The 13,082-nt window shown below is 57.6% G+C and carries 4 protein-coding genes; all 4 read left to right on the plus strand.

Features of this window, described 5'->3' with window-relative positions:
• Positions 1-304: 304 nt before the first annotated feature.
• Entirely contained in the window at positions 305-3,898 is a 3,594-nt protein-coding gene (locus VGU25_03625; protein ID HEV2576280.1) for a carboxypeptidase regulatory-like domain-containing protein, read from the plus strand.
• A 123-nt stretch (positions 3,899-4,021) separates the two neighbouring features.
• The gene (locus VGU25_03630) at positions 4,022-7,639 is read left to right on the plus strand and encodes a glycoside hydrolase family 38 C-terminal domain-containing protein (GenBank protein HEV2576281.1); all 3,618 of its coding nucleotides are present in this window, start codon (positions 4,022-4,024) and stop codon (positions 7,637-7,639) included.
• 39 nt (positions 7,640-7,678) lie between these two features.
• A complete protein-coding gene (locus VGU25_03635; GenBank protein HEV2576282.1) occupies positions 7,679-11,062 on the plus strand; it encodes a GH92 family glycosyl hydrolase in 3,384 nt (1,127 codons plus the stop codon).
• A 190-nt stretch (positions 11,063-11,252) separates the two neighbouring features.
• A complete protein-coding gene (locus tag VGU25_03640; GenBank protein ID HEV2576283.1) occupies positions 11,253-12,782 on the plus strand; it encodes an alkaline phosphatase family protein in 1,530 nt (509 codons plus the stop codon).
• The last annotated feature ends 300 nt before the right edge of the window (positions 12,783-13,082 follow it).

Consider the following 13,082-nt stretch of genomic DNA (forward strand, 5'->3'; position numbering starts at 1 on the left):
CAAGGTGAAAATCCACGATCTCGGTGACGGTCCGCTGAGGGGCGGGGAAGTAGTCATTGATGACGCCTGCGAGATCCTCAGTAAGCGTTGTCTTTCTCAGACACAGAGGTACTCCTCTATGCCGCGTTCATCGAAGATATTCGCGAAATCTAACGGGCGTTTACGATAACGCAGCCGAAAATTGGCAAATTCGATTTGACAATCGATTTTCTCGCGGAGTATAACGCCACAACTTCTGATGCCGCGATCATACTTCTTTTCAACAAGAAGGCCCTGACAGTTCTGTTTATTTCAAGGAGAGCCGATGAAAAGCAACGCGTTGCTTAGAGCCCTGTATTTCCAGGTAATCGTCGCACTACTGCTACTGACATGCCCTTACGGACGCGCACAGTCGGACGTGGGAAGCATTGGCGGTTTTGTAAGAGATCAATCAGGCGCCGTCGTGCCGAATGCAAAAGTGACGATACGGAATGAGGGGACCGACCAGGCCTTCACCGTAACGACCGATTCAGACGGCCACTACACTGTTCCAAATCTCCCGCCCGCAACGTACTCGATGGAGGTTGAAGCACCCAGCTTCCGCAAGTTCATCAGCTTGCACAACCCTCTGGCAGCCAGCACCGCTCTGGCGATCGATGGAAGCCTTCAGGCGGGCGAAGTTACCCAAGCCGTTGAGGTGACCGCCACCGCTATGGTGTTGCAGACGGAGTCCGGCTCGACGCAGAGCGAGATCAGCGGTCAGACGATCACCGATCAGCAACTTAATGGCCGGAACCCGATGTTCATCGGTTCGCTGATTCCCGGAATGCGCAGCGGCACGACGTTGGGCGATCTCAACTTCGCCATCGGTTCTTCAATTCCGTTCAATGTCAATGGCGCGCGGCAGCAGGACACGCTGTTGACGTTCGACGGCGCGCCCGGCGTGCGCACTCGCGGTTCCGGCCAGGTCATCGGTGTAGCGAATCCGGATGCAATCGAAGAGATGCAGATTCTCACCTCTGACTACCAGGCGGAGTACGGCGCCTCTGCCGGCGGCCAGATGCGCATCATCTCCAAGTCCGGCACCAAAGACTTTCATGCAACAGCTTACGAATATCTGCGCAACTCAGCGATGAACGCGAACACATGGACGCGAAATCAGAGCCCGACGACGCAGTTTGCCTCACCGTTCCGCTTCAACAACTTTGGCTTCACGTTTGGCGGCCCGGTCTGGATTCCCGGAATGCACTGGACCGATAAATATCGGGAGAAGATGTTCTTCTTCGTGGCAGAAGACTGGATCCGTAACCGCTCCACGGATAGCCAGACCCAGTGGGTGCCGACGAACCTGATGCGTCAGGGCAACTTCAGCGAACTGCTGACGGCGAACCCCTTCTACGCCTCGCCTACCTACGTTTACGACCCGGCGACGTGCCCCAGCGTCAGCACGGTCAGTGGCCACCTGGTTGGCGCCACAGGGTGCACTCCATTTTTCAACAATACGATCCCCTCGAACCGCCTCAGCGCCAACGGTCTCGCCATCATCGACGCGTACCCTGCGCCGACGCCCGGGTACGTCAGCTCGTCGGCGAACTGGATCTCAGCGGCCGCACATCCGATCAATCAGCGCAAGCAACAGATCAGCTTCGACATCGCGATCAATGACCATCACCATCTCGCCTTCAGGCGCCAGAATGTCACCTACAACGAAACCCTTCCGTTCGATCAGGGTTCGGGCCTGACGGGCCGTTACTTCAATCGTCCCAACCAAACCAACGGACTTACCTGGACCTGGGTCGTGAACCCGAGTACCGTCAACGAAGCTCGTGTGACGTACAGTCTCGACCAGGTGTACATCCCGGTGAACCTGGCGCTGCCCGGCTTCAACCGGCAGACACTGGGTATCAATTTCCCGTACATCATCCCGGGCGGGAAAGCCGCTCCGAACAAGATTCCCACGGTCAGCGGTCTTGGTACCTTCTACGGCCTGGCCGGCGGACCCTATCCGTCGCATTCGGGCGGCCCGATCTACACATACACTGACAGCTTCACGAAGGTGTTCGGCAACCATACGCTCAAAGCCGGCGTGTCGGTCTGGTTCTCGGGCGAGAACGACAACGACCAGATCAACGTGTCGACGGTACCGGGCGGCGCGAACAACCAGAATGGGAGCTTCGTCTTCAGCGACAATCACAATGGCCTGAACGACACTACGGGCGTAGCAATCGCGAACCTGGCGATGGGCCTCTCCGACAGCTACACCGAAATCGGTCCCAAGTCTTACACTGCCTGGCGGGGTCAGTCATACGATTACTTCGCGCAGGACTCGTGGAAGGCCACTCAGCGGCTCCACCTGGACTTCGGACTTCGCGTCACGGGTCTGACGGCATACAAGCCGCTATGGGGCAATGCGGATTTCTTCGATCCCGCATCGTACAGCGCTTCATCAGCGCCCACAGTGAATACTGCGACCGGTAATATCAATCTCGGCACCGGCAACCCCTACGACGGCATGGTCATACCGGGCTATTCAAGCTTCCCGGCTTCGGCCGCGGCGCATGGCGTCGTCGGCGCGACGTCGTCTTCCAGTAGCACGGCTTGCGACAATAGCTCATGTAACGGCCTGTTCGCGCCCAAGCTACCCAACGGTTACGTCAACACTTCGTGGATTTACCAGCCACGGGTGGGCTTTGCGTACCAGATCCGGCAGAAGACGGTGGTACGTGGAGGCTTCGGCTCATTTGCAACCCGCATGGGATTGTTGGACAACATCTTCCCCGGCGGCAATCCGCCTTTCCAGCCATTCATTACGGTCAATGCGCTCAGCGGCAATCTGACCTCCATGGTGGACAATCCTGGCTTTGCCATCACGCCCGGCACGGCTCCATCACTCACCGTGACTACACTGAACCGCAACCTGAAGGCGCCGACCCGTTACAACTGGAACTTGGCCGTACAACGGGAGCTGCCGATGAGGTCCATGCTTACGTTGGCGTATGTCGGCGGCCGAGGAATTCATAACTGGCGCGTGTATGACATCAACCAGCCAACCGTCGGAGCGCTTCAGGCGTCGGCGGCAGCCCACGGCAAGGCGTACAACGTGAATGCGCTTCGCCCTTACCAGGGTTATGCCGCCATTCAGCAGGAGGTCAGCGATGGCCGCTCGCGCTATAACTCTCTGCAAGTAACCTGGCAGCGAACAAGTGCGAGGAACATCAGCTTCGGTGTAGCGTACACGCTCTCCAAGAGCAGCGATGACAGCTCGAACTACCGCGACATCGTGCCTGATACCTACAACACGAGCAACCTGTACGGACCGTCGGAGTATGACGCCCGCCACATGCTGGTCATCAACTATGTCTGGGCGCTTCCTTTCTTCCGCGACTCGCACGCTTTGAGCGGCAAGCTGCTCGGCGGATGGCGCATTGCCGGCGTTGCGCAGTTCCAAACCGGAGCGCCGTGCGGTATCGGCACAACAACTGATTACGCCGGAGTCGGCGAAGTTGGCAGCTTCGGCTGCGGGTCGGAAGGTCAGTTCTGGGTGATGAATGGAAAGCCGCAGATACTGAAAGGTTTTGCAGGTTACGCCACGAACAAAAAGCAGTGGTTCTCGACCACTGATTCGAGCGGCAACCCGCTGTTCACGCAGCCGACCACGGGAACCTTCAACCTTCAGCAGGGCGTCCGCGATTCTATCTACCAGCCTGGCTATCAGGACTGGAATCTCTCGCTGAAAAAGAGGTTCATGATCACCGAAACGGCCAACGCGGAGTTTACCGCAGATGCCTACAACTTCATCAACCACCCGAACTGGTCTGGACCGAACCTGAATCCGACTTCAGGTACTTTCGGCCAAGTCACAGGTAAATCGACCAGCAATCCTCGCACATTGCAGGTCGGTCTCCACTTCACTTACTAACCAGCCGTAAAGCTTCTTCAATCCGCCCGCATGGAGCCATCCTCCATGCGGGCTGCGTCTCTCCCGCGCACTCTTTTCCGCGCGCGATCCTAAGAACATCCCACCGTAACTATGGAGCCATGCATGAATTGGAATCGCCGCGATCGCCGCGCCGGCGCACGAAGCCGGAAGGAAAAGAATTTTCATCGATCCTTTTTTGCGTGGCTGCCGGCTGCATCGGCTGTGCTGCTGCTGCCCCTGCATGGGACGGCGCAGACCATGAAAGCTCCGGACATCACCAAGGACCCAACGCTGTACGTGGTTCCCTACGCGCATCTAGACACGCAGTGGCGGTGGGAGATGCCGCAGACGATCAGCGAGTACCTGCTGAAGACTATGCGTGTGAACTTCGACTATATCGATCGCTACCCCCACTACGTTTTCAATTGGACCGGATCCAACCGCTACCGCCTGATGAAGGAGTACTTCCCAGACGATTACGCGCGGATGAAGCAATATATCGCGGCTGGGCGGTGGTACCCGGCGGGTTCATCTGTCGAAGAGGGCGATGTAAATCTGCCGAGTGCGGAGGGAATCTTCCGCCAGGTGCTCTACGGGAATGAGTATTACCGCCACGAGTTCGGCAAGGCGAGCGCTGAATACATGCTTCCGGACTGCTTCGGCTTTCCAGCGTCGCTGCCCAGCATTCTTGCGCACGCGGGCGTGAAAGGCTTCTCGACGCAGAAGCTTAACTCAGTCTGGCAACCATCCCCGCTGGTCGGTGGGCCCGATTCGCCGGAAAAAACGCCAGAGGGTATCCCATTCAATGTCGGCGTGTGGACGGGCCCGGATGGTAAGACGGTTATCGCGGCGCTTAACCCGGGAGGGTATGGCAGCAACGTGTACACCGACCTCAGCCAGCCCCCTGTGACTTCAGCAGTTCCAACTTTGTCCGCGGAAGAGAGGGCCAAGCTCACTCCGGCGGAGCTGCGGCGATATGAGAGGCGGCAGGTCGAGTCGAATTGGGTGCAGCGCATCGATCTGGATGGCAAGGTGACAGGGATCTATGCGGATTATCACTATGTAGGAACGGGCGACGTCGGCGGAGCAACTCAGGAGTCCACGGTGAAGTTGCTGGAGGCTATTGCGACGAAGAGCGAAACTGTTCTTCCCGTACCTCCGCAGCTTAGCTTCCTCAACGAGTCGAGCACTAACAGCGCGAAGACGGTGCGTGTTGGTGAGGGGCCGGTGCACGTGATCATTTCCACTGCAGACCAGATGTTCCGCGACATGGGGCCGTTAGATAAGAGCCGGCTCCCTGGATATACAGGCGATCTTGAACTCATCAATCACTCGGCTGGTTCGCTCACGTCGGAGGCGTATCACAAGCGCTGGGTGATGCGAAATGAGTCCCTCGCGAACGCGGCTGAAGAATCATCGATCGCGGCGGCCTGGCTTGGGGCACGCCCCTATCCGTTGCAGAGGCTTACCGATGCATGGACTGTGGCGCTCGGCGGCCACTTCCATGACACTGCAGCAGGCACGGCAACACCGCAGGCTTATCGCTACGCGTGGAACGATGACGTGATCGTCGCGAACCAGTTCGGGGGTGTGCTCACGAGCGCAACGGAAGCAGTGGCCTCAAGCATGGACACGCGGGGCGCAGGCGTCCCGCTGGTGCTGTTCAATCCTTTGAACATTGAGCGCGAGGACCTAGTTGAGGCGTCGGTTGCTTTTCCCGGCGGCATGCCGACGGCGGTGCTAGCGATTGCGCCCGATGGAACGCAGTCTCCAGTGCAGATTATTGGCGGCAAGGTGTTGTTCGTTGCGAAGGCGCCTTCCGTCGGATATGCGGTATACCGTCTCGTTCCGGCGAAGAGTGTATCCGGGAAGAACGAGCTCAAGGTTACCGAGTCTTCTCTGGAGAACGCACGCTACCGCGTGCAGATCAATGCCGCCGGCGATATTTCAAGCATCTTCGACAAGCAGCTCAACAAGGAGCTACTGTCTGGCCCGGTGCGGCTCGCGATCACGACGGACACGCCGAAACAGTACCCGGCATGGAATATGGACTATGAGCAGGTGGAAGCGGCGCCGCGCGCTTACGTTGCAGGAGCTATGAAGGTGCGCATCGTTGAACGCGGGCCGGTGCGCGTAGCTCTGGAGGTTTCACGCGAAACGGAAGGCTCAACCTTTGTGCAGACGATCAGTCTGAGCGCCGGTGAGGCCGGTGGCCGCGTCGAGGTGAAGGACGCGATTGACTGGCGAGGACTTACTTCAAACCTAAAGGCGGTGTTTCCTTTCACGGCCACTAACAAAGACGCTATCTATAACCAGGATCTCGGCACCATTGAACGTCCGAACGCAGCCCCGCGCCAGTTTGAGGTCGGCTCACACCGTTGGATCGATCTCACTGACAACTCCGGAGCGTTCGGCGTAACACTGCTGACGGATTATAAGAATGGATCGGACAAGCCTGACGACCACACGCTTCGGCTTACGTTGCTGCGCTCACCCGGCATTCAGCCAACAGCTACGCGCGCTCCCGGGGCCTATAGCGATCAGGCCAACCAGGACTGGGGACATCACGAGATCGTCTACGCCATCGCAGGTCATGCAAAGGGATGGCGTGAAGCCCAAACCGACTGGCAGGGATATCGGCTGAACGATCCGATCATGCCGTTTGTTACAGAAGCTCATGCGGGTGTCCTAGGTAAGAGTTTCTCGCTGTTACGCATCGATCACTCGCGCATTCGTGTCTTTGCGCTGAAGCATGCGGAGGATTCCGATGAGGTGGTGCTCCGGGCGGTGGAGATGGACGGCCAACCTGCCAATGACGTGCACTTCACCTTTCCCGGACCAGTGGCATCAGCTCGCGAGATCGACGCACAGGAGCAGCCGATTGGGCCGGCAAACGTGGAAGGTGGAAAACTAGTGACCAGCTTCGGCGCTTACCAGCCGCGAACCTTCGCGTTGAAGCTGACGCCGGCTAGGGTAACTGCAGCCGCGGTGCACTCGGAGCCGGTGACGCTGCCGTTTACGTTGGTGGTGGCTACTAACGACGACACGAAAACGCCTGGCGGTGGTTTTGATGGGAACGGAAATGCTCTGCCTGCCGAGATGCTGCCCACCGAGATCGACTATGACGGAGTGCGGTTTCAACTGCCTGCGGCAGCTACAGGCACGATGAATGCGGTGGTCCCCGATGGGCAGCAAGTGGCTTTGCCTGCTGGCCGCTTTAATCGCCTATATGTCCTTGCTGCAGCCACGGATGGTGATCAGCAAGCGACGTTCAGCGTGGGAGGGAAGGGAACGGAGTTGACAGTACAGAACTGGGGCGGATTCATCGGGCAATGGGATACCCGTGTCTGGAAGAATGAACCTCACTTCAACTGGGACATTTCTGCGCACCATGCAGTGTGGCCGGCGAAGGACCTTGAGGAGCGCGAGCTACGCCGCCCGTCTCCCAGCTATCCGGATGATTACGTTGGCTTGGAGAAAGGCTTCATCAAGCCCGCGGGGCTGGCCTGGTATGCTTCGCATCACCACACAGCGGACGGACTCAACACTCCGTACCAATACTCGTATCTCTTCGCGTATGCGCTGGATGTGCCCGCGGGAGCACACTCACTGACACTGCCGAAGAATGACAAGATTCGGATTCTGGCGATCAGCGCTGCCGAGGAGAACCCCGTGACTACGCCGGCCGAGCCGCTCTTCGATACGCTCGGCAGCACCTCCAACCCGAAGCTGGCTCATTAGAAACCGCTTCCGTTTTCGGAAAAAGGAGTTATCGGATTCATGCGTCGTGGTGCTGCGTTCGTTGCCGGATGTTCCCTCGTTTTCTGCTTTGCGTCGAGTGCGGTGGTATCTGCACAAACGGTGAAACCCTCCAAGGATTACACCCAAAACGTCTACACATTTCTTGGTGTGGATTGGGGCGGCAACACATTTGTGGGCGCGGCGCTTCCGTTTGGCATGGTCAAGCTCGGTCCGGACATGGAGTCGTTCGACGGGCGCCCGTCGGGATTCGGATACTGGACGGATGGCCAGGTTTTGGGATTCAGCCACACACACCTAAGCGGCGCGCAGGGCAAGTATGGAAATGTGCTGCTGATGCCGGTGACCGGGCCGCTTGATATCAAGGACATTAAGTCTCCGCGAAATGAAGAGATCAATCATCCTGGCTTTTATGCCGCACAGCTTACCCGTTATGGAGTTCGCGCAGAGCTAACGACGACCCGTCGGGTGGGTTTGCATCGCTATACATTTACGAATTCCGGCGAAGCGCACATCACGTTGAGCATCGATCATTGTCTGAGTCGCGGACTGAGTTCCGAAGCGCAGCGCTTCCTCGGCGGCGAAGTGCACATGGTTTCTGACCATGAGGCGGAGGGCATGGGTCGTTACACCGGCGGATGGAACAAGGGTGGAGAGTATCGCGTGTATTTTGCGATGGCGCTTGACACTCGAGCGAGTGGCACGCGGACCTGGTCAGGCGCCGGCCTTTCCGCCTCGACGGATATAAAGGTGGATACGGATCAGCCTCTGGGTGCGAGCTTTGACTTCACAGCGCAGGCCGGCCAAGTGGTGCAGGCTAAGGTAGCGATCTCGTTTGTGAGCGTCGACCAGGCCCGCGCCACACTCGCTCAGGAGGCTCCCGGGTGGTCGTTCGACGCAGCGCGAAGCGCAAGCCATGATGCGTGGAACCATGCGCTCGCAAAAATCGATATCCATGGAGAGAGCGACTCCAAGCGCATTCAGTTCTACACAGCGATGTATCACACGATGTTGATGCCGACCGATCGCACAGGCGAGAATCCTAACTGGCAATCGAGCGAACCTTACTACGATGACTACTATGCGATCTGGGATACCTATCGCAGTTCGGCGCCGCTGCTGACGCTGATTGCTCCCGAGCGAGAGCGCGATCTTATTCGCTCGCTGATCGACATCTATCGGCATATCGGGTATATGCCGGACGCCCGAAGCGGTAACGACAACGGCCGCACACAGGGGGGAAGCAATGCCAACGTGATGGTCGCTGATGCGTTTGCCAAGCATCTCGGCGGCATTGACTACGAGACCGCTTTCGAAGCAATGCTGAAAGATGCCAGTGTTCCTCCGGCTAATGCGCAGAAGGAAGGGCGCGGGGGAATCGTGGACTACAACAGCAGGGGCTATATCACCCTGGCGGACGAACGTTCGGGATCACGCACGGTTGAATACTCCTACGACGACTTCACTATTGCCGAGGTCGCATGTGGTTTGCATCGCCCAGCCGAGGCGAAACAGTTCGCGACGCGTGCAAACAATTGGCAGAATCTCTGGGACAAGAATTTGAGTGCGGAGGGCTTCAAGGGATTTCTTCGTCCGCGCAAGACCGATGGTTCATGGGCTGCTCCGGACCTTCAGGTGCGTGGAACGTGGCCGGACTTCTTTTATGAAGGAGATCTGTGGACCTATTCTTTCTATGCTCCGCAAGATGTCCGCCAGCTAATTGCGATGAGCGGCGGTGATAAGACTTTCGTCCGACGTTTGGACAACATCTTCGTTCGCGGCCATTTCGATGTGACTAACGAGCCTGGTTTCCTGATGCCCGTGCTCTATAACTGGGCGGGCCGCCCGGACCACACCGCCGATGTAATCAGCCAACTGCTGGAGAAGGCGTTTACTGCGGAACGTAGTGGCATACCCGGGAATGATGATTCTGGTGCGATGTCAAGCTGGTTCATCTTCAACTCTCTGGGCTTTTATCCGAACGCAGGGCAAGATGTGTACCTGATCGGAACGCCTTCGTTTCCCGAGGCGGAGCTTCATCTGGCGAATGGAAAGACGCTGCGGATTATTGCGAAGAATCTTGATGCCGAACATCTGAATCACTATGTGCAGTCAGCGATGCTGAATGGAGCGCCGCTCGATCAATCGTGGTTCAGACACGACCAAATCGCAAACGGGGGCACGCTGGAGCTCACGATGGGGCCCGCACCATCAGTCTGGGGCACGCGCAACCCGCCGCCATCGCTCTCGGATGCGGCCTCACCGCTCTGCGCCGAAGCAGCGTCGGACGGCCCGTTTCACTCGAACGCGCCAGATAGCGAGCCGATCATTGCCGTGCAGCCGCCAGGCACGGTAAAGATGAACCAGATCCAGGTGATCGGCACGCATAACAGTTACCATGCCGGCATTGCGCCCAGCGAAGCGAAGCTGTGGCAGCAGAAGAACCCGAAAGTGTACGCAGCGCTCGAGTACAAGCATCCATCGCTCACGGCGCAACTGGACGGGGGTGTGCGGCAGCTTGAACTGGATGTTTTTGCTGACACCAAGGGTGGGCGTTACGCGCATCCGAGTGGACCGCAGCAGGTGGCAGCCGCGAAATTACCTGCGGACCCTGAATTCGATCCGCATGGAGTGATGAGCAAGCCTGGCTTCAAACTTATGCACGTGCAGGACGTGGATTACCGCAGCAATTGCCAGCCATTCGTGGCTTGCCTTGAGGAAGTGCATGCCTGGTCGAAGGCGCATCCACGGCATATTCCCATTTTTCTTTTGATCGAAACCAAGCAACGCGCGCCAAAGAATTCAACGCTGACGACACCGGAGCCATTTACGGCAGCCACTTTCGACGCGCTGGATACAGAGATCCGCTCTGTATTTCGCGCGGACGAGATGATTGTTCCGGACGATGTGCGTGGAGAACATGACTCGCTGGAAGAGGCTGTCCTCGCGGGCGAATGGCCATCGCTGGATGCAGCGCGAGGAAAGGTAATTTTGCTCATGGATCAGCATGACGTGACGCCGGTTTACCTTGAGGGCCATCCTTCGCTGCGTGGGCGCGTGCTGTTTACAAACTCCGAGCCCGGACAGCCGGATGCAGCCTTTATTGAGCGCAATGACGGTCCGGCAGGCGAGATCGCAGAACTGGTTCGCATGGGCTACCTGGTGCGCACGCGCACGGATGCCGATACGAAGGAAGCACGTGCCAACGACACTAGGCGACGCGATGCCATGATCGCCAGCGGAGCTCAGATTCTCAGTACGGACTACCCGCCTTCTGAAGCGGCTCCGTGGGACGGCCACTTTTCAGTTGCATTGCCGCAGAATGCCAAGGTCGCGCGTTGCGACCCAGCAAACTCGCCGGCCGCTTGCAGTCAGACTGCTGTGGACTCTGAAGGTACTCACTGAGATACTTCTGAGTGCGCCTGAGCCATCGTTAGATCATGGCTCAAACGACGGTGGAGCGTCTTCGGCGCCAGAGCCCCATTGTTTGTTTGGAATTGTTGAGAGCTCAAAGTCAAGCCGGCCGCCATGCTGTATGAAGCTTTCTGGGAGCCAGGTTTTGCTGGTGGATTTGCCGTCTACTTTCAGGCTTTGAATGGGACGGAAGCCGACCGGTCCAGGGCTATGGGAGCGTCCGCATACAAAGGGATATACGTGGACGACCTATCCTGAGCGACTGGAGGCTGCCGGTGTCACTTGGAAGCTCTACCAGGGCGGTACAGGCGAACCGGGTACCCCAACAGACAACTACACGGATAATTCTCTCGAGTTTTTTTCTGCATTTCATCCGGAGGAGGGGGCTGATCCCGATGGTCCACTGATGCAGAAGGGAGTCACGGACCACACACTGAAGGATCTGCGTGACGATGTGCTCGCCGGCCGGCTTGCGCAGGTAAATTGGATCGTTGCTCCGTATAAATATTGCGAACATCCAGAGGCTTCACCGACTGACGGTGCTTACTACATTCACAAGGTGTTGGAAGCCCTGACTGCGGATCCGCAAGTCTGGAGCCGCACGGTGCTCTTTCTTAACTATGACGAAAACGATGGGCTCTTCGACCATGTGATTCCGCCCATGCCTCCGGCGAGCAACGGCCTGGGCGCACAAGGCATGGTGTCGAGCGATCTTGCAGAAAGCCTGCCGGATGAATTTATCGACCTCGATCTTTATCCGAATGAAGAGCACCCTTTGATTCCTGGGCACATCGATCGCGGTTTACAGCCGATTGGTCTTGGACCTCGCGTGCCGATGATTATCGCTTCGCCATGGACGCGAGGGGGCTGGGTATGTTCGGAAACTTTTGATCACACCTCCGTTCTGCGATTCCTTGAGGTGCGTTTCGGCGTTCACGAGCCAAACATCACAGCATGGCGACGCTCGGTTTGTGGCGATCTAACCTCTGCCTTCGATTTCAGCAACGCCGCCGACCCTTTTCCTGTGTCCCTCTCCATTCCGACCCGAGCGGTCTCGAAGCAGAAGCCGTACCGTGTGCCGGCCAAGCAATCGATTCCGGTTCAGGAGACAGGGGACCGTCCTGCTCGCGCGCTGCCGTATCAGTTCATCGTCAATGGGCGCAGTGATGGAAAGCAGTTCTGGATTCACTTCGAAAATCAGGGTAAGGCGGCCGCGGCTTTTCAGGTACAGGATCGCGTTCGCTTCGAATCAGCTCCTCGTCGTTACGCGGTTTCTTCGGGGACGCATCTTTCCGATAGCTGGCAACCGGCCACACGGGCCTCGGACTATGACCTCATCGTGTATGGGCCGAATGGATTTCTTCGACAATTCCGCGGCAGCGCTTCGGACGATGCTCTTGAGGTTGAGATCAGCTACGTTGCTGGACAGCCGGCCTTGGAACTTTCGATTAATAATCACGATAAGGCTTCGTTGTTGCTTACCGCTACAGAAGCCTATAGCGGAAGCAACCGCAAGTTTTCGATACCTCCGGGGGGAACGCAGCAGATATGGGATGCAGCGGAAAGCCATGGTTGGTATGACCTGAGCCTCAGCACGGAAGATCAGTTCTTGCGCAGATTCGCTGGACATATTGAGACCGGCCAACCGAGCGTAAGCGATCCCGCGTTGTCTGCTGCTTTCTTACCGTTCGCGGGTATGGCCGTCGATTGAGCGAAGCAGATCCACATTGTTTCGAGCATGTTTCAGCTATCGCTCAGCTCCTCGTGCATTTGTTCGCGTGTATCCGAAATCAACATTTGCAAATCGCGAGTGATGGATGAATTCAGTGATGCCACGGCTCAAGGTGCGGGGTTCTGATCGAGCGTATAGTGGGACATCTTTTGGGGCTGCGCTGCCGCTCCTGTGTGTAGTCGCGGTAAGACTCTGTTGCTTTTGTGCTTCGCGAACCTCATGTGTGATGAGGATGACTCATCCAGATTTTTGACAATGCGACAGTGGAGCGGGGAGTGT

Source organism: Acidobacteriaceae bacterium (genome assembly GCA_035944135.1).
Lineage (GTDB): Bacteria > Acidobacteriota > Terriglobia > Terriglobales > Acidobacteriaceae > Granulicella.

Bases quoted from the DNA above. Each gene is read 5' to 3' on its own strand.
- VGU25_03625 (HEV2576280.1), top strand. From the start codon at position 305: ATGAAAAGCAACGCGTTGCTTAGAGCCCTGTATTTCCAGGTAATCGTC.
- VGU25_03630 (HEV2576281.1), top strand. From the start codon at position 4,022: ATGAATTGGAATCGCCGCGATCGCCGCGCCGGCGCACGAAGCCGGAAG.
- VGU25_03635 (HEV2576282.1), top strand. From the start codon at position 7,679: ATGCGTCGTGGTGCTGCGTTCGTTGCCGGATGTTCCCTCGTTTTCTGC.
- VGU25_03640 (HEV2576283.1), top strand. From the start codon at position 11,253: ATGGGACGGAAGCCGACCGGTCCAGGGCTATGGGAGCGTCCGCATACA.